The organism is Chryseobacterium sp. KBW03, assembly GCF_003852415.1.
GTDB lineage: Bacteria > Bacteroidota > Bacteroidia > Flavobacteriales > Weeksellaceae > Chryseobacterium > Chryseobacterium viscerum.
The window spans coordinates 380,549-405,020 of record NZ_QAJO01000004.1 but is presented as its reverse complement, the minus strand read 5'-3'; the positions used below and the strand labels follow the sequence as shown (position 1 = coordinate 405,020).

Here is a 24,472-nt window from a genome sequence, read left to right as displayed (position 1 = left end):
ACTTAGAAACCACAAGAGTAAATCTTGTGGTTTTTTTTTAAATTTGCAAAATCTTTTAAAAAGTAAAAATGGCCGATCAGTTAAGTTATCTATTTTGTACAAGAACCAGCAGGGACTTGGCAGAGAAAATTGCCCAGAATTATGGGAAAGAATTAGGAAAAATCAACTTTCAGGAGTTCAGCGACGGGGAATTTGAGCCTGTTTTGGACGAATCTGTAAGAGGAGGAAGAGTTTTCCTAATCGGATCTACATTCCCTCCTGCAGACAATCTTTTAGAGCTTCTTCTAATGATTGATGCAGCGAAAAGAGCTTCTGCAAAGAGCATTACCGTTGTAATTCCTTACTTCGGACTTGCCAGACAGGACAGAAAAGACAAACCAAGAGCGCCGATCGGTGCTAAGTTAGTTGCCAACCTTCTTACAGCAGCGGGAGCAACAAGAGTGATGACAATGGATCTTCACGCAGATCAGATTCAAGGATTCTTTGAAATTCCGGTAGATCACCTGTATGCTTCAAGTATTTTTGTAGATTATATCAGATCATTGAATCTTGATAATCTTACCATTGCTTCTCCGGATATGGGAGGTGCAAAAAGAGCTAAAAACTATGCAGGACACTTAGGTGCTGAAGTAGTAATTGCTTACAAGGAAAGAAAAAAAGCAAACGTTGTAGAAGAAATGTTCCTTATTGGAGACGTGAAAGGTAAAAATGTAATCCTTATCGATGACATGATTGATACTGCAGGTACGCTTTGTAAAGCAGCAGAAATCTTAATTGAAAAAGGAGCAAAAACAGTAAGAGCAATGGCAACTCACGGAGTGCTTTCAGGAAAGGCTTACGATAATATTGAGAACTCAAAACTCTTGGAAGTTATTGTAACTGACTCAATTCCTGTTAAAAATAATTTGTCATCTAAAATAAAAGTGCTATCTTGCGCCCCATTATTTGCAGATGTTATGACAATGGTTCATGAGCACAAATCAATTAGCAGTAAGTTTGTTATTTAATTGATTTTAAGCGAGTTGCAAATTATAATTAGAACAATTTTTTAAATTTTTATAAATGAAATCTATTACAATTCAAGGTACAAAAAGAGAAAGCGTGGGCAAAAAGTCTACAAAAGCTTTACGTGATGCTGAATTAGTTCCTTGTGTTGTTTATGGAGGTGGTGCACCATTGAACTTCTCTGCTGAAGAGAGAGCTTTCAAAGGGTTAGTATACACTCCTGAAGCACACACGGTATCTATTGAAGTTGATGGTCAAACAATTCCAGCAGTTCTTCAAGATATTCAGTTTCACCCAATCACGGACAAAATTCTTCACGCAGACTTCTACCAACTATCTGACGATAAGCCAGTTGTTATGGAAGTTCCAGTAAGACTTGTTGGACGTTCTAAAGGTGTTGTAGCTGGTGGTGTTTTACGTCAGTCTTTCAGAAAGCTAAAAGTAAAAGCTATTCCTGCTAACTTGCCAGATGAAGTGGTTGTAGACGTTACTCCATTAAGAATCGGTAACAAACTTTACATCGGTAGCATCAAAACAGTAGGATATTCTTTCGTTCACCCTGACAACGCAGTAGTAGTTGCTGTTAAGATGTCTAGAAATGCAATGAAAGGTGGTGCAGCTGCAATGGATGATGAAGATGAAGAAGAAGTTGCAACTGAAGAAGGTGCAGCTCCTGAAGCAGCAGAATCTGCAGCAGAATAAGAATTGCTTATTTAAACAATATAAGAACCCGTCAATTTTGGCGGGTTTTTTATTGGTGTAATGAAAAGATAAATAAGTGAACTTTTACTTTTATCCTTCCCAGCTTGCTTTATCTCATCGTTTTTCTTCACCACAAACCATCGAATATTTCTATCAGCTGACAAGTATCAGCATACAACCCCATGCCTTCTTTCAGAAAAAAAACCGTAAATTTGAAGTGTTCTAAATAAGGACGTTTTAATTTAAAAAATAAATAAATGTTTGACATTCAGGAAATAAGAAGTCAGTTTTCTATATTGAACAGAGAAGTGAACGGTAAGCCTTTGGTTTATCTGGATAATGCAGCTACATCTCAAAAGCCAAATTCAGTTTTGGATGTCTGTCACACATATTATACAGAACTTAATGCGAATGTTCACAGAGGGATTCATACCCTGAGCCAGCTTGCTACAGAAGAAATGGAACTTTCAAGAAGAAAAATCCAGAAATTCATCAATGCTGAGCATGATTTTGAAGTGATTTTTACAAAAGGAACAACAGAAGGGCTGAACCTTATCGCTTATATTTTAACACAGAAATTGCAGAAAGATGATGAGATCATTATTTCATATCTTGAGCACCATTCCAATATTGTTCCTTGGCAGATGCTTTGCGAAAGAACGGGAGCAAAACTTCGAGTGATCCCTATTGATGAAAATGGGATCCTTCAAATGGATCATTTTGACCAATTTTTAAGCGAAAAGACTAAAGTAGTTTCTGTAAACCAGGTTTCCAATGCGTTGGGAATTGTGAATCCTATTGAAGAGATTATTGCTAAAACAAGAAAGAATACGGATGCCTATATTGTTATTGATGGAGCTCAATCTGCACCGCATTTCAATATTGATGTTCAGAAGATGGATTGTGATTTCTTTGTATTCTCAGGTCATAAAATGTATGCTCCTATGGGAACGGGTATTTTATATGGAAAACGTGAGATATTAGAAGCCCTGCCGCCTTTTCATGGAGGAGGGGAGATGATTGCAACATGTTCTTTCGAAGGAACTACTTATGCAGGCCTTCCATTTAAATATGAGGCAGGAACACCGAATGTAGGAGGAAATATTGCTTTAGGAGCTGCTGTTGATTTTATGAACCATGTAGGCCATGCTAATATTCAGAATCATGAGAATGCTTTACTGGAATATGCCCAGAAACAGCTTTTGGAAATAGAAGGCATTAAAATATATGGTGAAAAGGCAAAAAGAACAGGGGTGGTTTCCTTTAATCTGGAAGGGGTAGGGATTGCGTCTGATGTAGGAATGATCCTTGATAAAATGGGTATTGCGGTAAGAACAGGACACCACTGTACACAGCCTATCATGAACTTCTTTAATATTGCAGGAACAGTGAGAGCTAGTTTTGCTGTTTATAATACTTTCGAGGAAATTGATAGTCTGGTAGAAGGCGTTAAGAAGGCACAAAGAATGTTGAGCTAATCATACAATATTCTTTATTATATAAATTAAAAAGCAGCTATTAAGCTGCTTTTTTTATTCCCATGGAATGCAATCACATCGGCCATTAATAATAACCTGATAATATCCAATGGCGCATTCAAGGCAGATTTCTCCTCCAGCCATAATGCTTTTCATTTTGTCTTTGTTTAATTTTTTCATATTCAATGATTTAAAATGTTAATGGTGACATGAAGATAATTAAAAATATCACGGGGAAACTAATAAATTCTCAAAATTTGGAGGGCTTATTAGTTTAATTCATAGAATATTACGAACCAGCCTGTAAATAATAGACTTTGACAATCTCTGAGATAGGAATTTTTATATCTGCTCGTCTTTCTTCTTGGAGTAATTTTGCCTTAGTCTAAATTTAATTTAATGGAATTAATAGAAAAACTGAACTGGAGATTTGCAACCAAAGCAATGAACGGTCAAAAAGTACCACAGGAAAAAGTGGATAAAATATTAGAAGCGGCAAGACTGGCACCAACTTCCAGCGGGCTTCAGCCTTTTGAGATCATTGTGATCACTAATCAGGAGGTAAAAGAGCAAATTAAGCCTCATGCATGGAATCAGCCACAAGTCACAGACTGTTCGCATCTTTTGGTATTTGCTGCCTGGGATAATTATACAGAAGAGAGAATCAACAGTATGTTTGACCTTACCAATGAGATCAGAGGTTTTAAAAATGAAGGTTGGGAAAACTACAGACAAATGCTGTTGGGAACATATCCTCAAAGATCTGCTGAAGAAAACTTTACCCACGCTGCAAAACAGGCTTATATTTCCTTCGGGGCGGCCATTATCGCAGCTGCTTTTGAAGAAGTAGATTCTACACCCATGGAAGGGTTTTCACCTGATGCAGTAGATGAAATACTAAACTTAAAAGAAAAAGGGTTAAAAAGTGTTTTGTTGTTACCAATCGGGTACAGAAATACGGAATCAGACTGGTTGGTGAATCTTACGAAAGTGAGAAAGCCTAAAGAAGCTTTTATTACCGAAGTGAATTAATTACTAATTTTTTCTTATAAAAAATCCCTCTCAATTATTTTGAAAGGGATTTTATTTTGTATGAAATAAACCTTAAATATTCGGTTTCCAATCTACAACTGCTCTGATGAATGCTTCAGCATTTTCAACAGGAATATTAGGTAAAATTCCGTGTCCTAAATTGGCAATGTATCTGTCTTTTCCAAAACGGTTGATCATTTCAGTTACCATCTTCTTGATCGTCTCAGGAGTAGAATGAAGTCTTGCAGGATCAAAATTCCCCTGAAGCGTCATCGTATGGTTTGTTAATGTTCTTGCGAGTTCAGGCTTAATGGTCCAGTCAACACCTAAAGCAGAGACTTTAGACATGGTCATTTCTTCAAGAGCAAACCAACACCCTTTTCCAAATACAACGACATGGGTAAGCGGGCTTAATGCTTCAACAATCTGATTGATGTACTGCCATGAGAATTCCTGATAGTCAGTCGGAGAAAGCATTCCTCCCCAAGAATCGAAAACCTGTACTGCAGAAACACCTTTCTCTACTTTTCTCTTTAAATAAGCAATCGTAGTATCTGTAATTTTCTGTAATAATAAATGAGCAGCTTCAGGCTGTTGGAAACAGAAAGATTTTGCAATATCAAAAGCTTTACTTCCTTTTCCTTCCACACAATAACAAAGGATAGTCCATGGAGAACCGGCAAAACCGATCAATGGAATATTATTGTCAAGCTTCTGAAGAGTCAGTTCAATAGCATCAAAAACGTAGCCTAAAGTATCATTCACATCCGGAGTTTCAATATTCTGAACCTGCTCCATTGTTCTGATTGGAGTGTCTAACCATGGTCCAACAGATTCCTTCATTTTGAAATCGATTCCCATTGCCTGAGGAACTACCAGAATATCTGAAAACAGGATCGCAGCATCCAGCGGAAATCTACGGATCGGCTGTAAGGTAATTTCAGCCGCAAGTTCAGGGGTCTGACATCTTGTAAAGAAATCATATTGATCTCTTAAAGCAATGAATTCCGGCAGATATCTTCCAGCCTGCCTCATCATCCAGACAGGAGGTCTTTCAACGGTTTCTCCGCGAAGTGCTTTTAAATATAGGTCGTTTTTTATCATAATCTATTTAAACTAATATTACCGGCTATGTTCGGTAACTGATATTCTAAATTTTATTCCTGATTTCTCTTCTTATCAGTTCAAAGATCGAAATCAGTGTGTTTTCTTCAGAAGTAAAAATTTCTTCCTGCGTATAATTTCTCAACTCACCAGAAGTGGTTTCGCCAATTGAAAAAAGCGTCATCCCTTCCAGAGAATTTCGCCTTGCAAAACTACGAACTCCGCTCGGACTAAAAAATACTGCAGCATGATATTTTTCAGTTATTAAAGGATTGGTTTCTTCGGTGTTGTAAATCGTAACTTTTTTGTACTTAATGTTTTGTAAGGGAAGTTCCTTGTCCAGAACATTAATGGCAAGATTCCCACAGAAATGGAGAAACTGCTCTTGCTGGCATTTCCCGATAATAAACCTAGAAAGAGTTTCAGCATTTTTCAAAACCTTAAATGTTCCAAACCCATGTTTTCTCAATTCCCTTTTCGTTTTTTCGCCCACACAATAGATCTTATTGTAATTTTTTGCAGTGAAATTTTCATTGGGCTTAAAATTGTTTTTAAAAAACGAAATTACTCCGTTGACACTGGTAAAAATCAAAGAATAGTTTTTCAGATCAAAAGGACTGATCATAATAGGTTTGGTCTTAATTACCTCAATACAGTCAACCATGTTATCCTCTCCTAATTCTTTGGATATAATGGTTTGGTCTATATTTTTGGTAAATAAGATTTTCATGTCTGTAGGTAAAATTAAGAAGATGAAAAAATGCGGTTATAAAGAATGTAAAATCTATAACAGAGATTTCTAGATTTGGCTTTTGATTTCTGCCATTAATTCTTTTCCACCGTTTTCAAGAACTACTTTTGCGTACTTTTCTCCAAAATTCTCTGTTGGAGTATAAACAAAGTTTTCGTCAACAGCAATACAGTTTTTCCCATCCAAAGAGCAAAGTGCTGCCTTGAAGCGGATCTGATCACCGATAATTTCAGCAAAAGCTCCAATAGGTGCAGTACACCCGCCTTCTAAAGTACTTAAGAAATTTCTTTCAATCTCTACACAGATCTGAGTCTGTTTATGATTGATCTGATGTACAATTTCGTTGATCTCAGGTTTGTCCGTGTGTCCAGCCACAGAGATTACTCCTTGTGAAGGCGCAGGAATCATTAATGGAAGCATCTCATAATCGATTTCCATTTTCATTCTTTTGATACCGGCCAAAGATAAAATGGTCGCATCAAAATTCCCGTCTTCCAATTTTTGAAGTCTTGTCTGAATATTTCCACGGATATCCGAGAAGTCTGTGTTTGGATAATTTCTCAGCCAAAACGCTCTTCTTCTCAAACTGCTGGTTGCCAGCTTAAGCTCATGGAACTCCTTATTCCTGGCAGATTCTTTTCTGATCAGGATGTCTTGGGGATAATCTCTTTCCAGATAGGCGATCATCTCGATATTCTGAGGCAATAGAGTAGGAACATCTTTTAAAGAATGAACGGCAATGTCAATTTCATCATTCAATAAGGCAATATCAAGGTCTCTTGTGAAAACCCCGGTAATTCCTAAAGAATATAAAGGTTGATTAAGGTTCTTATCGCCAGAAGAAACGATAGGAACAATTTCCGTTAAATAATTGTTGTTCTGAAGGTGCCTCGCAACCTCTCTAGCCTGCCAAAGTGCAAGTGCGGAATTTCTCGTTCCGATTCTAATGCTTTTCATTGAATTCGTTGTTTGGTTGTTCAACTAATATTTCGTGCATTAATTTACTAATTTCTTCGGCTTTTAAAGGATTGTCAATGATATATTTTGCAAAACGGTTGGTGATTTTCTGGATCATTTTATCAGAAAGTTCCATGTCCGTGATGTTTATATATTTGTTCTTTCTATAAAAATTATGCATTTCATTACGTTCCATATTCTTTAAAACGGCTTTGAAATGATGAATATTTGGTGCTAATTTTCTCTTTTTTTCCCACTCAATGAAGTCTTTCATCAGTTCCTTGATAATTTTCTCCGCTTTCGGGATTTCTCTTTCCCGCTGCTGGATAGTTTCCTGGATCTGTTTTGAAAGCTCATCTACATCAATCAATGTTACGTTTTCATTTTCGGTAACGTTCTTTTCAACATTGTGAGGAATGGAAAGGTCAATGATCAGTGTTTCTTTCCCATTGGGGAAATGAGACTGGTTCACAATAGGATGTTTGGCTCCTGTTGCTACAATAAGAATATCCGTGTTTTTTAATTCCTGGTCAAAATCAGAATAATCAACGTGAGGGATATTGTATTTCTGGGAAATCTTTTCAGCTTTCTCCTGAGTTCTGTTGGCGATTTTAATTTTGGGCTGGTAAACATGCTTTACCAGATTTTCAACCGTATTTTGCCCGATTTCTCCTACTCCTAAAAGAAGGATGTTCTTTTCGGCGATTCTCTTTTGGCTGTTTAAAATATAATGAACTGCAGCATAAGAAACAGAAGCAGCTCCATTGGAAATACCTGTTTCGTTTTTTATTCTTTTCGAAATCTGAATTGCTGCATTGATTGCTCTTTCCAGATAAGGGTTAGAATTCTGCCTTTCTTTTTTGAAACGGCTGTATGCTTTTTTGATTTGTCCGATGATTTCAAAATCTCCGATAATCTGGCTTTCAAGACCTGCCGCTACTCTGAAAAGATGAATCAGCGCTTCTTCCTTGGTAAGGATATTGGCAAATTGAAGAAAATCAGTAAGATGTACTCCAATGGTTTTGCAGTACTCTTCAGCAACTAAAAGGTAATTGGGAGACGTGGTATAAATTTCGGTCCTGTTACAAGTGGAGACCACAAATGCATCCCCTAAATCTTCCTGGTGAACCCTGGAAACAAAGTTTTTGATGTTTTCATCAAAGAATGCAAACTTTCCTCTCGTTTCTACGTCGGCTTTCTCGTAGCTTATAGAAAGCACGGCAAAATTTGACGTTTGATGGATGTTGGAATACTGTAACATAAGCAGTCGCAAATTTACGCTTTTTTTAATTAATCATTCTCTGATAGTGTATATGATAATTATCGTAAAAAACTATAGGAAGTAGACGGTTTTGTAAGAAGCTAAAAAAATGGAGAAGGTTGATGTGACGGTAGAAAGTAAGGGCAAAAGTGCAAAAAGGTGAAAAAGCGGATTTTCTTACAGATCTTGTTAGTGAAATTTTAAAATGAGATCTTATTTTAATATCATTTTAAAAATTTGATTTTGAATGAGTTAAGCAGGATTACTCTTAAATTAAGCGGAAATTGCTGACCTATACCCCAAAAACAATTTTCAAATTCGCGTATTAACTTTCTCGATCATATTGTTTTCTTTACCGCTTTTCTCATTTGTAATTTTGCTTTTCGGCCCTTTCAACGTCCCATTAATTTTAGTTGAACTCAAAGTCTGTAAACATCTAAATTGAAAGTTAATAAAGAATTGTAAATTTTAATAAAACTTTAACCAAATTAAGTTGGTGGGAAATTTCTTTAGTAGTCTTAAATTTATATCTTTGTAAACTTAAAATCAGAAGAAAAATATGAGTTTATTTGATATGTTTACGCAAGAAATTGCGATAGACCTCGGAACGGCTAATACCCTAATCATCCATAATAATAAAATTGTTATAGATCAACCGTCAATTGTTGCAATTGAACGTTCTACGGGTAAACCCATTGCTGTAGGGGAACAAGCTAAGCATATGCAAGGTAAAACTCATGAGGACATCAAGACAATCCGTCCTTTGAAGGATGGGGTTATTGCAGATTTCCATGCTTCTGAACACATGATCAAGGAGTTTATCAAAAAAATTCCTGGGATCAAAGGTAGATTCATACAACCAGCATTACGAATTGTAATCTGTATTCCTTCTGGTATCACTGAAGTTGAAAAAAGAGCGGTAAGAGATTCTGCTCAGAAAGTAAACGCAAAAGAAGTAAGATTGATCTACGAACCAATGGCAGCAGCAATTGGGGTAGGAATCGACGTACAGAAGCCTGAAGGGAATATGATCATTGATATAGGTGGAGGGACTACGGAAATTGCTGTAGTAGCTTTAGGAGGTATCGTATGTGATAAATCTGTAAAAATTGCAGGAGATGTATTTACCAATGATATTGCTTATTATCTAAGAACTCACCATAACCTTTATATCGGAGAAAGAACTGCTGAAAGAATTAAAATTGAAGTAGGTTCTGCAGTAGAAGATCTTGATGTAGACATCGAGGATATCCCGGTACAAGGTAGAGACCTTATTACAGGTAAACCTAAAGAAATTATGGTTGGATATAAAGAGATTGCCCGTGCATTGGACAAATCGATCATCAGAATCGAAGATGCAGTAATGGAAACACTTTCTCTTACACCACCGGAACTGGCAGCTGATATTTACAAAACAGGTATTTATCTTGCTGGAGGAGGAGCGTTACTAAGAGGTCTTGCGGACAGAATTCACAAAAAAACAGGTCTTCCTGTATTTGTTGCTGAAGATCCGTTGAGAGCTGTAGTTCGCGGAACAGGTATTGCCCTTAAGAATATGGATAAGTTCAATTTCTTAATTAAATAATTTTAACTTTTTACGACTTTATATCTGAATGGGATTTTTGCTGAGATTATTTTCGAAGAACACTCTTTTCGTCTTCTTTATATTCCTGCAAATTATTGCTTTGGTTTTGATATTCTCCAGAAATGCAATGCAGAAATCTTGGGTAGCGGGCCAAACGGCTGCGTTCAACTCGTGGGTTTCCGGATATATTGATGAAGGAGTTTCTTACCTGAAACTAAAACAGATCAACGAAGATCTTGTCGTTCAGAATAAAGCCCTTATGACTGAGCTCTATGGAAAAGACGGGACGAAGAATCCTGTTTTCAAAAGAGTTCATGATACCATTGGTGGAGGGCAGATCTATACTTTTGTTGATGGAGAAATTGTTTTCAACAGTATCAACAGAAGAAATAACTATTTTACAATCAATCGTGGCCGAAGAGATGGAGTCTTTCCTCAAATGGGGGTAATGGCACCAAAAGGTATTGCGGGGATTGTAATCAATTCTACAGATAGTTATGCATTAGTTCAATCGGTTTTAAGTGTAAACAAGATCAGAATTAATGCAGCACTTAAAAGCTCAGGATATTTTGGTACCTTAACATGGAATGGAGATAATTCAAGGGTCATGCACCTGGCGGATATTCCGAAATATGTTGCATTAAAAGTAGGAGATACCGTTGTTACTGATGGTAAATCGGCTATTTTCCCTAAAGGTGTTACCATAGGAACCATTGCAGGGTATTCTGTAGACAATAAAACCGGCTTCTGGGATATATCCGTTGAGCTGAGTGAAAAAATGGGAGCGTTGAATAAAGTGTATGTAGTGAAGAATCTTAAGAAAGCAGAAGTGCAGAAGATTCAGGACACTATGCAGGCTGTAATAAAAAAAGAAAATGATTAGCAGGACTTTATTTACTGATATATTGATCATGATTTTTCTTGTGGCATTACAGATATTTGTATTGAACAGGATTACGCTTTTTGGGAAATATACTCCGGTATTATATCCTGTCTTTGTCATGTTCTATCCCTTTTTTAGAAATAAATTTCAGTTCCTGGCATTGAGCTTTTTAATAGGCTTGTCTATTGACGGTTTCCTGTATTCATGGGGGATCAATGCATTTGCGACAACGTTGATTGCTTATTTCAGAACGTTGATCTTCAGGACTTCCACAGATACGTCTACGGACTTTTTCTCTTTTCAGTCCCTTCAATGGGCGCAGTTTTTGCTGTTTTTATTTTCAAGTATTTTCCTGCATCAGCTTTTAGTACAGTATATCGAGTTCTTTAAGTTTAGCAGGTTTTTTGAAATATTATTTAATGTCTTGGTGACAAGTGTAATTTCGTTTATCTTTATAGTCATCTACGCATTAATATTTAAAATCAAACAAAAAGTTTGAACACACGTTATTTTAAAATTTTTTCCATCCTTGTTACCATCGCCCTTATTTTTGTGGCGAGGCTTGCGTATTTGCAGTTGTTTACAGACCGTTACGCACTGAATGCTGCCAATACTTCCATTAAGACTGAGTATGTTATCCCTCAGCGCGGGGTTATTTTTGACAGAAACGGTAAAATCATGGTAGGAAACCAGCCTGCTTATGAGATATCTTTTACGCAGGGATTAATGAGGCCGGATTTTGATACACTGGGATTCTGTAGTCTGATGAAGATCAATAAAGCAGATTTTATCCAAAGGATCAATATTATTAAAAAAGAAAAATATTATTCAAAGCTGACTCCGATGACTTTTCTAAAAGATCTCAGCAGAGAAGATATTGCAAGAGTTCAGGAAATTATTTTTAAATATCCCGCTTTTACTATTGTACAGCGACCTCAGCGTCAATACGAAGTTTCTACTTCTGGAAATCTTTTGGGATATACCAGCGAAGTAAATGAAGCCGAAATTAAAAAAGATTCTGTGTACTATCTTCCTGGTGATTTTATCGGTAAGAAAGGGATTGAAAAATCCTATGAAAAAGAACTTCGTGGAGTAAAAGGAGTAAAATATATCCAAAAAGATATCAGACTCCGAAACGTTGGTTCTTACAAAAATGGGACTTTAGATAAAGACGTTATTACCGGAAAAGATATTACTTTAACCATTGATTATGACCTTCAAAGGACAGCAGAAGAAATGCTTGTTAATAAGCATGGAGCCATTGTTGCCATCGATCCGAATAACGGTGATATTTTAACCCTGGCAACAGGTCCTGATGTGGATCCGAATTTATTTACGGGACCTTATAAATCTAAGAATATTAACATTTTAAATAAAGATACGCTTTACGAAAATAAGCCCATGTTTGACAGGTCTGTTCAGGCAGCGTATCCTCCGGGTTCTACATTCAAGCTACTGACAGCTCTCGCTGCGATGCAAATGGGAGTAATGACCGAAAATACAGTTTTCCCTTGTGGTGGCGGGTTTAATTATCGTGGATTAAGAATTAAAGGACACGGAGGAGCAGACCCCTTAATCCCATCCATTCAGATTTCCAGTAACTGTTTCTTCTCTTATGCTTATTTGGCAATTGTCAATAAATATCCTGGCAATCCTTCCAAAGGGGTTGATGAATGGAAAAAAATCATGAACAGTTTCGGAGTCGGGGAATTTTTAAATAATGATCTGGCTTCAGGTGCAAAAGGAAGAATTCCAAGCGGTGAGTTTTATGAGAGAAGAATGAAATCTATTCTTAAGGCAAGCGGTTCAACAAAAGATTATAAAAACTGGGATCCTTTAGCGACAGGAGCCGTTTTCAACGGAATGGGGCAGGGAGATATTATGATCACCCCTCTTCAGCTGGCTAACTATGTTGCTGCAATCGCAAATAAAGGCTGGTATTATACCCCTCACATTGTAAAAGGTATTGATGGAAAGCCAAATCCTGATCCGAGATTTAAAGTAAAACATAAGACCCTTGTAGATCCTAAGCATTTCGAACCGGTTTTAAAAGGAATGGAAGCGGTAGTTTTGAGAGGTACCGCCCGTGGATTAAAATCAAATGACTTTACCCAGCTGGCTAAAACAGGTACAGCACAGGTTCCGCAAGGAAAAGATAACTCAATTTTTGTATTGATTGCTCCTGCTGATAAACCCAAAATTGTGGTGGTTGCAGTAATGGAACATGCCGGATTTGGAGCTACCTGGGCAGGTCCTGCTTCTACAGTAATTGCAGAAAAATATATCACAGGAGATCTGAAACGTGAAAACCTTTACAAAAAGATGATCACTTCCAGTTTCATGCCCGAATATAAGAGACAATGGGTGATTGACCTTAAACGTAAAGGTTTATATGTTGACCCTAAACCTGATTCGATTAAACAAAAAAGAATAAAGGATAGTCTGGAGTTTGTGAAACAACAAAAAGCCAAACTGCAGAAAAGAATAGACGACGAAACTAAAAACAATAAATCCGCTAAATCTGTAAAGCAATGAAATGGACAGAAGGAATAGATAAACTGGGCCTTGGGCTGTATTTCCTGCTTTGTATTTTTGCGATTGCAAATATCTACAGTGTTGACCAGAAACTGGGGGAGAAGCAATTGGTTTTCTTCTGTATCTCGTTATTTGTGGGGCTTATTATATTCGTTGGAAGAAGTAAGTTCTTCGAGAATATGTCCGGGATTATTTATATTGGCGGTGTTCTTTTACTGGTAGGGCTTTTTCCGTTTGGTAAGGAGATCCTAGGACAAAAGAACTGGTACAAGTTTGGTAGTTTTACCATGCAGCCTGTTGAGTTCGCAAAAATTGGGACAGCCCTTATGGTGGCCAATTATGTTTCCGGACCGGATTTTAATCTTAAAAATAAGAAGTCCCTATGGACTACTTTAGCAATTATTGGTGTTCCGGCGGCAGTTGTTCTTGCTATTCCGGATGTAGGTTCCATGTTGGTATTTATTGCGTTTTTCATCGCTTTATACAGAGAGGGGCTTAGTGGTCTTTTATTTGGTGTAGGATTTGTTTTTGCCGGAGTTTTTCTGGTGTCATTAGCCATTCCTCCCATCTATGTTGCAGCAGCTGTTCTGCTGATTGCCGGTGTCCTTATTGCCATGAATTATCATAGAATGTCATGGGATGTGATTTCAATTTCAGGAATTGCCGGATCTATTATTTTATTATGCGGACTGGCTTTCGGTTCTCCTTATGTTCTAGAAAAGCTTCCTAAACACCAGAGAGAAAGAATTGAGGTTCTTTATAAAGGTGAGAAAGCGTTCAGAGATACTTCAGGATACAACTTATTATATTCCAAAACAGCTATTGGTTCCGGTGGAATCTGGGGAAAAGGATACCGTGAAGGATCTGTTACCCAAGGGAAATTCGTGCCAGAGCAGGAAACCGATTATATTTTCTGTACGGTAGGAGAAGAATGGGGCTTTTTAGGAAGTGCCACCCTTATCCTGTGTTATATGGTCTATATCGGAAGAATATACTATCTCGCAGAGAAACAAAAATCTACTTTTAACCGTGTATTCGGGTATTGTTTTGCATCCATTCTGCTGATGCACTTTTCGATCAATTTGGGAATGGTTATGGGGCTTTTCCCTACGGTTGGGATTCCTCTTCCGTATTTCAGTTACGGGGGAAGTTCTTTGCTGGCATTCTCTATCATGACTTTTATCTTCTTTAAGCTTAATTATTCGGATAAAAACAGCCTGGTATAACTGTCTTTGAAGCGGAAATACAAAATCGCAAAAAGGACGAAAGTTTTTAATGTTGTTTAAAAATCGGTCAGATGACGGAGTGTGTTGTCATTTTATAAATCATAAAAAATATGAAAGAAGCTTATATCCTGGATCAGGATTTTGAAAATACAGATGTTTCCCAGTTAGAAAAAGGAGAATATGAAAACTGTACATTCAGAAACTGTAATTTTGAATATGCTAACCTGTCGGGATTCAGTTTTACAGATTGTGAATTTGTCGAGTGCAACCTCAGCATGGCAAAGCTTATCAAGACTGCTTTTCACAATGTGATTTTCAAAGAATGCAAAATGTTTGGGCTTCAGTTTAATGATAGTAATCCATTCGGATTATCTTTTAGATTTGATGCATGTGCTTTGAATAATTCTGTTTTCTATCAAACATCCGTTAAGAAAACGGTTTTCAAAAACTCTAAATTAATTGAGGTAGATTTTGCTGAATGTGATTTATCCAATGCGGTCTTCAGTAACTGTGATCTGTCAGGCGCTGTTTTCGATAATACAAACCTCGAAAAGGCAGATTTCAGAACCTCGGTAAGATATTCAATAGATCCGGCTTTAAATAGGCTTAAAAAGGCCAAATTCTCGCTTTCCGAAATATATGGACTGTTATATAAGCTGGATATTGAAATTGATAAGAACAGCTGATGTCCGTAGTCATGTACTGGCTATTATAAAAAATATAATATTGATTCAATAGGAGTGGGCTTTAGCCCGCTTTTTTTTATATATCTATTCCATTGGCTTTAGCCAAAATCTACTGTAAATAAAGCATATAAAAAAACCATCAGAAATCTGATGGCTTCATTATTTAAATCAATTATTTATAAAATTAAAAATTTGCTGGTGTAGCAGGAGTTACAGATGCTAAGTTGTTATAAGATTCTCCTTCTTCATTGATTACTCTTTTCGCGAATCTGAACTTAGGTCCCCAATAAGAATCATTCAGTGAAGAAATCATAACTCCTTTTGAAGTTGCTGCGTGGATAAACTTGATCTCACCTTCTTCAGTAACACTTTCTACAATACCTACGTGAGAAATTCTTCTTCCATGAGAAAAGAAGATTAAGTCTCCTTTCTGTAATTCTCCTTTTTCTATTCTTTCCCCTTCCTGAGCCTGAGAAGCTGCTACTCTTGGTAAGCTAAGACCTGCTGCTGCTCCGAATACAGAAAGAACGAAAGCTGAACAATCTATACCGTTTCTTGTAGTCCCTCCATATCTGTAAGGAGTTCCAAGGTATGTTTCAGCTTCTGTAAGGATACCGTCAATGGTTTTATTATGTTTGATTACTTTCGCAATCTCAGAATTCTTAATTGCTTTTTTAGCATTTGCTATAGATGCAGCCTTTTCAGCAAGAAAAGAGTCGATAAGTCTCTGCTTATCCTGCTCCATTTTTTTGTTATCTATAGAAGCTAGTTTGGCATCTGTTTTGTATTCTTTTGCGTAAGTTGCTGGTTTTGAAACCACATAATTTGTAGCACACGATTGCATTGAAACTGTAGTAACTAAAGCAACTAAATAAAACAAAACTCTTTTCTTCATATATATTTGATTATCCGTGTTAAAAAGGAAAATTTATTTTCAAAAGCAATACAAAAGTAGAGATTCCAAATAAAAGACCCCTGTTATGATAATTATCAGGATCTTACTTTAACACATTTTAACATATTGTTTACATATGTTAAAGAAAAATAAACCGCAACAGCCTATTTTTGGTAAGTGTGCGGTTTTTTTTATTAAGATTCTTTAACAAACTTATTTCACTTTATCCTTCATTAGTATATTTTTAAAATTTTTATATCAGAAAGACGGATGATAATTTTTGTTAATAAACAGATGGTTATGAGCCTATTTTGGGAGTTTAATTTTAATACTTTGTCCATCACGGATTTCTTCCGATGCACTCTTAACAATCACGTCGCTTGATGATACCTGCCCAATGATCGTGGTGATCTCACCATTCGCAATTCCTGAAGTTACAGGTACCCAATGGGCTATGTTTTTTTCTACTTTAATAACGAATACCCCCAAGGTAGAGTTGAGAACAGCAGAAGTGGGAACAGACAATGACTTGTTGTTTTCACTTAAAGGGAGGATTACGTTGGCAACCATTCCCGGTAAAAGTCTTTTGTCTTTATTATAAACATCCATTTCTACCCATTGAGAGCGTAATTTGTTGTCTAAAGCTCCTGCAAATCTCGAGACACTTGCTGTGAAAGTTTCACCCGGAATAGATTGAATTGAAAACTTGATAGCTCCATTTTTATTCAGCAGTCCGGTGTAAGATTCCGGGACATTCACGACCAGACGTAATCTGTCCTGCTGAACCAGGCTGAACATCGGAAGATCTGACCCTTTTCCTGATGGTCCTACATACGCTCCTGCACTTACATTTCTCGTTGCAATGTTTCCGCTAAATGGAGCTCTGATCTGCAAATAGTTTTTAACATCAGCCACTTCACGATATGATGCTTTTGCAGCTTCCAATTGAGCCATGTCAGATTTTTGAGCCGCTAAAGCCTGTTCCAGATCAAGAGCAGAAATTGTTCCCGGAGTTTTACTGGTTTCTTTTAAACGGTCATACTTTGCCTTACTGGCAATATACAGCGCTTCCTTTGATTTCAAAGCCGATGAGGCAGCACTTTGCTGAGAATTGATCTCAGGAGCCTCTAAAGTGGCCAGTAATTGTCCTGCTTTTACTTCATTTCCAACATCCACGTATAATTTTTTAACAAAACTGCTTACTTTAGCATAGACATCCACTTTCTGATAAGGCTGTAGTTCCCCAGGAATGGCTGTTGATGAAGAAAACTCTTCCTGCTTGGGATTCACCGTTTCAATTTCAGGGGATGAAGGCTCTGCTGATTTTTTTACTTCCTTTTTTTCCTCATGTCCACAGCTCTGCAAGCTGAAAACCAGTATTGTTGGGATTAGATATTTATATAATCGATTCATATTTTATTTTTAATAGCTTATTATTTTACAATTTCGGGCATGAAGTGAATGCTTTCTTCGTCTTCAGGATCAAGAGAAACACTTTGAGTCGTTGCTTTTCCTTGTCCCCATGCAAAGGCTAGTGGAAGAATGAAAAGGGCTGCAAAAGTAGATGCGACCAAACCTCCGATCACGGCTCTTCCAAGTGGCGAAACCTGATCTCCGGCTTCTCCCAATCCCAAAGCCATAGGAATCATTCCCACAACCATCGCTAAAGCAGTCATTACGATAGGTCTTAACCTCAATGCTGCGGCTTCTCTGGCAGAAAGTAAGGCATTTCCATTATGTTTTCTTAACTGCTCTGCATTGGTAATTAATAAAACCGCATTGGAGATTGAAACCCCGACAGACATGATAATTCCCATGTAGGATTGAAGATTAAGCGTTGATCCGCTGATGATTAATAAAGCCAATGATCCCACTAAAACTGCCGGAGCTGTTGTTAATACAACCGCTGAAACTTTGAAAGACTGGAAGTTGGCAGCCAGCATTAAGAAAATCACGACGATCGCAATGATCAGGCTGCTTTGTAAACTGCTTAAAGTTTCATGTAAAGTCTGGCTCAAACCAATCATTTGAATATTAAGTCCTCTCGGAAGCTCTCCGATATTATCAATAACTTTCTGTACATCTTTTGAAGCTGTTCCCAAATCGGTGTGATTAAGGTTCGCAGTAACCGTTAATGTAGGCATTGCTCCCAGGTTGTCGGTTTCACCATAAGTAAAGCTGTTTTTAATGGTTGCTACATCTCCCAAATTCGGTCTGTTGGTATTTTTCAGCAACGGAATTCCTGCAATTTCTTCTTTGCTGTTCATTTTATTTTCAGGAATCTGAACCTGTACATTGTAGCTGTAGCCTGCTTTTTCATCCGTCCAGATATTTTTCTCCGTAAACCTTGAAGATGATGTAGAAGCCACCAGCGAACGGGAAACATCAGACATGTCAATACCCAATTGAGCCGCACGAACACGATCAACATTGATGTCTAGTGCAGGATATTTTATAGATTGCCCTATCTGAACATCTCTTAAATACGGAATCTTTTTAAGCTCTGTTTCTATTTTTTTAGCATACGCTTCATTCATGCTTTTATCCCTTCCCGACAATCGTACTTCAATAGGCGTTGGAGAACCTTGGCTAAGGATTTTTTCTGTTAATTCTATTGGTTCGAAAGATAATTTCATATCAGGATTAATGCTTTTCGCTTTCTCTCTGATTTTGTCTTTCAAATCATCCATGTTGGTGTGATAATCTTCATGTAAGCCAACCTGTAATACCGTTTCATGGGAACCGGCCATCCAAAGGTAAATCGGGCTTACCGAGAAAAGAGTAGGGTGTGTTCCTACATACGCAGAGGTGATCGAAACATTGTCTTTTCCCACAATTTCTTTAATTCCATCCAATAGTTTTAAAGTTTGAAGTTCGTTTTTTTCAATCCTTGTTCCGTCAGGAATACGCGTTCTTACCTGAAATTGATTTCCATTTACCTGCGGTAAAACATCTCGTCCGATACTGTTCAGGAATAAGGCAACCATTGCCATCATCAGTATGATATAAGCTGAAACCAATATTTTTCTGTAGGGCATGATCCGGTCTAAAAACTTCAGGTAACGGAATCGGATTTTTTCAAACAAGCTTACTTTTCCATCACGGTTGCTGTCTTCATTTTGGAGCAGAATTTCTTTCTGGCTCCATGTATCACTTTCATCACTTAAGCCTGCTGCCTGTAATTCCTCGGAATCTGTCAGAATATGTCCGTCTTTTGCTTTGTGATGCTTCACTTTCATGATCCAGTTGGCCATGATGGGAACGAAGGTCTGCGCAAGAAAATAAGAAACAATCATACTGAAACCGATCGCCAGTGCAAGAGGTAAGAATAATGATCCTGGAATTCCTCCCATCGTAAATGCAGGCGCAAAAACCGCCAAAATACAGAATAAGATCAATAATTTCGGGAAGGCAATTTCCTTACAGGCATCCCAGACCGCGAGAGATTTCGGTTTGCCCATATCCAGATGCTGGTGAATGTTTTCTATGGTAACGGTACTTTCGTCGACGAGAATTCCGATGGCGAGCGCAAGTCCGCTTAAGGTCATGATATTAATGGTCTGACCGAAAAGATTTAAAAATAAAACGGCCGATATAATGGAGGTCGGAATGGTGAGGATCACAATCAATGCACCTCTGATATCCCCGAGGAATAGAATGACCATCAATCCGGTGAGTATAGCACCAATGGTTCCTTCACTCAATAAACTTTTAACAGAATTGATTACATAGGTCGACTGGTCAAATTCAAAACTGACTTTCACATCATCCGGAAGATTGGATTGAATCTGTGGCAATTGTTTTTTCAAATTCTGAACCACATCCCAGGTAGAAGCATCGGCACTTTTAGCAATGCTCAGATAAACAGAACGCCGGCCATTGACTAAAGCATAACCGGAAGTCATATCTGCTCCATCGGTAACTGTGGCAACATCTCTTAAATAAAGATTCTGAACACTGCCCTTATACAAAGGAATATTTTCAAAATCCTTTACATTTTTAATCATCGTATTAGTAGGAGTAATATAATATTTATCTCCTATTCTTACGTTTCCTGAAGGCGCTGTCTGGTTGTTCAGACGTAAGGCTTCCACAAGCTGGTCTGGGGTCATATTATGCTGACGGAGCAAATCCGGGTTGGCATTGATGACTACCGTACGGATATTTCCCCCAAAGGGAGGAGATGAAACAATCCCCGGAATGGAGGTGAAAGTGGATCGCACGTATACATTCGCGAGATCAAGTAATTCATTGTTTGATCTTTTGTCACTACTCAAAACAAGCTGTCCCACCGGAAGAGTAGAAGCATCAAAACGGATGATAAAAGGAGGGTTGGAGCCTGGCGGAAAGGCAGCCTGAATTCTGGTGGAAAAAGAGTTTAGCTCTGCTGCAGCCTGTGCCATATCGGTTCCGGGATAGAAATTAATTTTCATTAAAGTCAGTCCCTGAATATTTTTGGTTTCAATACTTTTAATCCCGTTTACAAAGAGGAAAATATTGATGTATTGTTTGGCAAAAAATGCTTCCATCTGTTGCGGGGTATATCCGCTGAAAGGGTGGGAAACATAGATTACAGGTAAGTCCAATTTTGGAAAAATGTCGACTTTAATAGAGCTTACCGACCGTAATCCGAAGAAAAACAGCCCGGCAACAATCACTAAAATCGTAATGGGTTTTCTTAATGCAAATCTTATTAAGTTCATTGAAATACTATTGATTATAATTGATATTAATCTTACAGTTCGTTTTCGAAAACAGAGAAGTCTCCCATGGCGGCAGCTTTTAACAATAAAGCATTCCAAACATTGGTAATCGCGATATCTCTGTCTGTTTCGGCTCTTACCAGTGCATAAATGGATTGAGACAAATCAACGAGATCTGTTAAACCATTTTTGTAGAGAACAGACCTCTGAATATAAGCGTCTCCGGCAGATTTAAGCTGAACCGGAACCTGATCATAAATCAGGATGGCGTTTTTCCATTTATTATCAGATAGATCCAGCTGGGCTTTCAATTGCTGCTCTGCAAGGTCATATTCATGTTGTAAACCCTGGCTTACATACTCCTGAGCGCTTATTTCCTTTGATAGCCTGAAGGTTTGTGTGAAGTTCCATGAAACACCAATCCCAAGCAGATAGTTGCTTCTTGTAGGGTGAATGCCGTCCCAGTAAGAGGTAGAATAATCATTTTGATTTTGTGCATACCCGTTTCCAAACCCTGAACCTCTTGTCTGGAAAATACCAACCATTGAAAATGACGGATAATATTGTGTTTTCAGGAATTGTTTTTCCTGTTCGCTTACATTGATTCTGCTTTTATATAATGCCAACAAAGGATGGCTTTCCAGAGAAGAACCCTTTTCTGTAGGGAACTCTTCAGGAATTCTTTTTAATAAAGTACTGTCAAGCACAAACTCCTGAGCCGGAATTCCCAGCAATTGGGCGAGCTTGTTTTCCTGCTCCTGCTCGTTGTCTTTTGCTTTGGTGTAGGTGATCATTGCATTGGCGTAATCTGCTTTTGCAAGGGATAAATCAACTCCCGGAACAATGCCGTTTTTTTCTTTAACCTCAACGATTCTTCTGATCGTATCAGTTCTTCCGAGATTTCGGGCATAGGAAAGCTTTAATTTTTGAGCCGCTAAAACATTCAGATAAGCGGCTGTAACTTTTACTTTGTGCTGGAAAATTTCATCGGATACATCTTTGGTGTCTCTCTGATTTTTAGATTCTGCAACTTTCACTCTTTGTTTGGCTTTTCCAAAAGAGAAAAACTCCCAGTTGACATTGGCTAAATATAAGGCTCCGAAAGAAGCATTCCAGTTTTGATCAGGGAGCGGAAGTCCGGATGAAGCTACTCCATATCCTCCGAAACCATACAGAGGACCGTTTTGTCCGTTGACGGTTCCGTAATCCTGTTGAATACTGATGTTAAGATTAGGCAGGTATTGCCGTTTTGCCAGCTCTATCGATTCCTTTGATGATTGCCGATAAGATTCCTTGGCCTTGATAGATCCGTAATTTTGAACGGCCGTTTCCAGCGCAGACTGAAGCGTGAGAACTTCCTGTGCTTTTGCGTTGTTGACAAAAAAGACGGATAATAATGCGAGAATAAAAACTCTTGAAAGCATTTAACGTATTTTTCTTTTTTCAAAGTAAAAAATACATTTTGAAGCAAATTTGAAGTTGGAAAAAATAATGAAAACGGCAGTTATTTAGCAAAATTTACTATCTGTTCTACGCTTTCAAAAGCCAGTGTATTTTCAGTTAATATCCTTTTAGAAATTGATGATTTGTGTACTTTGGTATTGTCGAAATATACGGTGATACTGTGCCATCCGTCTGCAAAATCATAATGAACAGAAAAGTCATTTACCTCACAGATTTGTTTTACAATAGAAAGTCCAAGTCCTATACTTTCCTGGGACTGATTGCTTTTTTTGAATCTTTTAAACAGTTCCTGTGTGGGAACATGGGGTGGCAGCCCGGTGTTGCTGATCTGAAAGTAATTATGCGTTAAATTGATTTCAATTTTCCCTCCTTCAAGATTATGGCGGATTGCATTTGAAAGGAGATTGCTCAGCAGAATTTCTGCTAATGCCGGATGAATTTTGACAAAAACACTCTTTTCGCAATTCCTGTTTAAGGTAATATTCTTCAGGGCGAGATGATCGGCATACATGCATAATGCTTCTCTTTCCACACGGCAGAATTTCAACTCATCATCGGTCAGGAATTCGTTGTTGTTAAGCTTGGTCAGAAGAATTAATGAACGGTTTATTCTGCTCAGTTTATCAATGGAGTTTTGAATGTCGGTTAATAAAATGGCTTGATTTTCATTGATTTCTGTTTCTGAAAGCAATTCAATTTTGTTCTGGATGATGGCTAAAGGTGTCTGAACTTCATGTGAAGCGTTTTCTGAAAACTCTTTCACGGAAGCATAATCTTCCAGGGCTTTGTCTGTCATTGTTTTCAGAAATTCATTTAATTTTTTGAACTCTTTTGTGCTTGTGGGTAAGAGCTGCAGGCGTTCTTTTTTCTGAATACTGAATTGCTGCAATCCATTGATGGCATGGTGAAAAGGTTTTAAAATAAATCTGGATAGAATTCTTGCGGTAATAAAAACGATGACTGTGATTAATAGTACTTTCCAGAAAAATGCAACCAGCATTCCGTCCATAATCTGCTGGGTAGCGGTAATATAACCGTATGAAGATATTCTGTAAGTTGTGTTGTCAACTTTTGCGTAGGAGTTGATGAGAATTTTACATTCATTTTTTGAAACGCCTTTGTTTTCCAGACAGGTGTGAATAACCTGAGGTTCTGCGGGAATATTTTTTCCTTTAAATAAGCTTACAGAAATTGGAAGTCCCTGAGAAGTTTTTGCGGGATTTTCTCCTTTTTTTATCTGGTTGATGACGTAGTTGTTGACGTTTTTAAGTCTTTCGATTTCAACACTGTCAAGGCGCTTTTTTATACTGGTGTACGAAATATACATGCTTACAGGGGTGACAAGCAATACAATGGCAATAAACCAGACTGATATTTTATTCAATAAATTCATGAACCATTATATTTTAAAGCATTAAACCTGTAGCCCAAACCGTAGATGGTTTCGATATAGTCATTTCCCTGGGCAGCCCCTATTTTTTTTCTCAGATTTTTGACGTGCTGATATACAAAGTCAAAATTAGCCAAATTATCTGTATAGTCACCCCAAAGATGATTGGCGATGGATTGCTTTGATAATACGCGGTTTTTATTGACGAGAAAATAGAGCAATAATTCAAACTCTTTTTGGGTAACTTCCAGTCTTGCTTTATGAATGGCAACCTCGAATGTATCCGTATTTAATAGTATTTCATTGAATTTGACTTCACTGTAGCCATCCATTTTTTTTCTGCGGTAAACGGCTCTTAATCTGGCATGGAGTTCTGGAAGATGGAAAGGTTTTGTAATGTAATCATCAGCTCCTTTTTCCAGTCCGTTTATTTTGTCGTCTAATGCATTTTTAGCAGAAATAATAAGAATTCCGCTGTTGATTTTTTCGGTTTTAATGTAATTTAAAATATTCAATCCGTTTCCGTCGGGCAGCATAATATCCAGTAAAATGCAGTCATATGAATTGAAGCTCAGCCGTTCCAGGGCTTCACTGTAATGGTAAGCACATTCACAGATATAGTTCTCGCCTTCAAGATAATATTCCATGCTTTGGGCGAGTTCTTTGTTGTCTTCTACGATCAGGATTTTCATAATGAAAACAAAGGTAAAATTAAATTCTGTACCAATTTTGAAGTTGTGGAAGTCTTTGTCTATTAGTATTTTAAATAAAATAAAAAATTCCCCGGTTTTCCGAGGAATTTGAACTAATATGGA

Annotated in this window: 21 protein-coding genes; 10 read left to right on the top strand and 11 right to left on the bottom strand. The window is 37.5% G+C overall.

Annotated features, from left to right (window positions below; genetic code table 11):
* Positions 1 to 68: 68 nt before the first annotated feature.
* From DBR39_RS09805 to DBR39_RS09795, 3 genes are all read left to right on the top strand, one after another.
* On the top strand, positions 69 to 1,007 hold the full coding sequence (locus DBR39_RS09805) for a ribose-phosphate pyrophosphokinase (RefSeq protein ID WP_124532640.1): 939 nt from the start codon (positions 69 to 71) through the stop codon (positions 1,005 to 1,007).
* A gap of 55 nt (positions 1,008 to 1,062) precedes the next feature.
* Positions 1,063 to 1,707 carry a 50S ribosomal protein L25/general stress protein Ctc gene (locus DBR39_RS09800; RefSeq protein WP_124532638.1) on the top strand — a complete coding sequence of 215 codons (645 nt, stop codon included), beginning with the start codon at positions 1,063 to 1,065 and terminating at the stop codon, positions 1,705 to 1,707.
* 257 nt (positions 1,708 to 1,964) lie between these two features.
* Entirely contained in the window at positions 1,965 to 3,185 is a 1,221-nt protein-coding gene (locus DBR39_RS09795) for an aminotransferase class V-fold PLP-dependent enzyme (protein ID WP_124532636.1), read from the top strand.
* Positions 3,186 to 3,239: 54 nt separating this feature from the next.
* Here DBR39_RS09795 and DBR39_RS09790 read toward each other — a convergent pair whose 3' ends face one another.
* Positions 3,240 to 3,365: a GNAT family acetyltransferase gene (locus tag DBR39_RS09790; RefSeq protein ID WP_124532634.1), complete on the bottom strand. Its 126-nt coding sequence runs from the start codon at positions 3,363 to 3,365 to the stop codon at positions 3,240 to 3,242.
* 219 nt (positions 3,366 to 3,584) lie between these two features.
* Between DBR39_RS09790 and DBR39_RS09785 the strand changes: the two genes are divergently transcribed.
* A complete protein-coding gene (locus tag DBR39_RS09785) occupies positions 3,585 to 4,217 on the top strand; it encodes an NAD(P)H-dependent oxidoreductase (protein WP_109737821.1) in 633 nt (210 codons plus the stop codon).
* A gap of 72 nt (positions 4,218 to 4,289) precedes the next feature.
* Here the strand turns inward: DBR39_RS09785 and hemE are convergent, their stop codons facing one another.
* The 4 genes from hemE to hemA form a co-directional block, all read right to left on the bottom strand.
* Complete coding sequence (gene hemE, locus DBR39_RS09780; protein WP_124532632.1) at positions 4,290 to 5,321, bottom strand: uroporphyrinogen decarboxylase; 1,032 nt, start codon at positions 5,319 to 5,321, stop codon at positions 4,290 to 4,292.
* Between the two features lie 46 nt (positions 5,322 to 5,367).
* Positions 5,368 to 6,051: a uroporphyrinogen-III synthase gene (locus DBR39_RS09775; RefSeq protein WP_124532630.1), complete on the bottom strand. Its 684-nt coding sequence runs from the start codon at positions 6,049 to 6,051 to the stop codon at positions 5,368 to 5,370.
* Between the two features lie 69 nt (positions 6,052 to 6,120).
* The gene (hemC, locus tag DBR39_RS09770; protein WP_124532628.1) at positions 6,121 to 7,029 is read right to left on the bottom strand and encodes a hydroxymethylbilane synthase; all 909 of its coding nucleotides are present in this window, start codon (positions 7,027 to 7,029) and stop codon (positions 6,121 to 6,123) included.
* A complete protein-coding gene (hemA, locus tag DBR39_RS09765; protein ID WP_109737820.1) occupies positions 7,016 to 8,290 on the bottom strand; it encodes a glutamyl-tRNA reductase in 1,275 nt (424 codons plus the stop codon). Before hemA ends, hemC begins: the two co-directional genes overlap by 14 nt.
* Positions 8,291 to 8,849: 559 nt before the next feature.
* Here hemA and DBR39_RS09760 point away from each other — a divergent pair.
* The 6 genes from DBR39_RS09760 to DBR39_RS09735 all read left to right on the top strand — a co-directional run bounded on the left by DBR39_RS09760 (position 8,850) and on the right by DBR39_RS09735 (position 15,205).
* On the top strand, positions 8,850 to 9,875 hold the full coding sequence (locus tag DBR39_RS09760) for a rod shape-determining protein (protein WP_103231746.1): 1,026 nt from the start codon (positions 8,850 to 8,852) through the stop codon (positions 9,873 to 9,875).
* Between the two features lie 28 nt (positions 9,876 to 9,903).
* On the top strand, positions 9,904 to 10,758 hold the full coding sequence (gene mreC / locus DBR39_RS09755; protein ID WP_124532627.1) for a rod shape-determining protein MreC: 855 nt from the start codon (positions 9,904 to 9,906) through the stop codon (positions 10,756 to 10,758).
* A complete protein-coding gene (locus tag DBR39_RS09750; protein WP_002982456.1) occupies positions 10,751 to 11,257 on the top strand; it encodes a hypothetical protein in 507 nt (168 codons plus the stop codon). Before mreC ends, DBR39_RS09750 begins: the two co-directional genes overlap by 8 nt.
* Entirely contained in the window at positions 11,254 to 13,293 is a 2,040-nt protein-coding gene (locus DBR39_RS09745; RefSeq protein ID WP_124532625.1) for a peptidoglycan D,D-transpeptidase FtsI family protein, read from the top strand. The genes DBR39_RS09750 and DBR39_RS09745 overlap by 4 nt, the downstream gene beginning before the upstream one ends.
* Positions 13,290 to 14,519, top strand: coding sequence for a rod shape-determining protein RodA (gene rodA / locus DBR39_RS09740; protein WP_124532623.1), 1,230 nt, complete (start codon positions 13,290 to 13,292; stop codon positions 14,517 to 14,519). Before DBR39_RS09745 ends, rodA begins: the two co-directional genes overlap by 4 nt.
* A gap of 110 nt (positions 14,520 to 14,629) precedes the next feature.
* Entirely contained in the window at positions 14,630 to 15,205 is a 576-nt protein-coding gene (locus tag DBR39_RS09735) for a pentapeptide repeat-containing protein (protein ID WP_124532621.1), read from the top strand.
* A gap of 184 nt (positions 15,206 to 15,389) precedes the next feature.
* Here DBR39_RS09735 and DBR39_RS09730 read toward each other — a convergent pair whose 3' ends face one another.
* From DBR39_RS09730 to DBR39_RS09705, 6 genes are all read right to left on the bottom strand, one after another.
* On the bottom strand, positions 15,390 to 16,100 hold the full coding sequence (locus DBR39_RS09730; RefSeq protein ID WP_103231751.1) for a C40 family peptidase: 711 nt from the start codon (positions 16,098 to 16,100) through the stop codon (positions 15,390 to 15,392).
* Positions 16,101 to 16,406: 306 nt separating this feature from the next.
* Positions 16,407 to 17,513: an efflux RND transporter periplasmic adaptor subunit gene (locus tag DBR39_RS09725; RefSeq protein ID WP_124532619.1), complete on the bottom strand. Its 1,107-nt coding sequence runs from the start codon at positions 17,511 to 17,513 to the stop codon at positions 16,407 to 16,409.
* Between the two features lie 20 nt (positions 17,514 to 17,533).
* A complete protein-coding gene (locus DBR39_RS09720) occupies positions 17,534 to 20,803 on the bottom strand; it encodes an efflux RND transporter permease subunit (protein ID WP_124532617.1) in 3,270 nt (1,089 codons plus the stop codon).
* A gap of 32 nt (positions 20,804 to 20,835) precedes the next feature.
* The gene (locus tag DBR39_RS09715; protein WP_124532615.1) at positions 20,836 to 22,227 is read right to left on the bottom strand and encodes a TolC family protein; all 1,392 of its coding nucleotides are present in this window, start codon (positions 22,225 to 22,227) and stop codon (positions 20,836 to 20,838) included.
* Positions 22,228 to 22,307: 80 nt separating this feature from the next.
* A complete protein-coding gene (locus tag DBR39_RS09710; RefSeq protein WP_124532613.1) occupies positions 22,308 to 23,660 on the bottom strand; it encodes a sensor histidine kinase in 1,353 nt (450 codons plus the stop codon).
* Positions 23,657 to 24,349, bottom strand: a complete 693-nt coding sequence (locus DBR39_RS09705) for a response regulator transcription factor (RefSeq protein ID WP_124532611.1) — start codon at positions 24,347 to 24,349, stop codon at positions 23,657 to 23,659. The genes DBR39_RS09710 and DBR39_RS09705 overlap by 4 nt, the downstream gene beginning before the upstream one ends.
* Positions 24,350 to 24,472 lie beyond the last annotated feature (123 nt).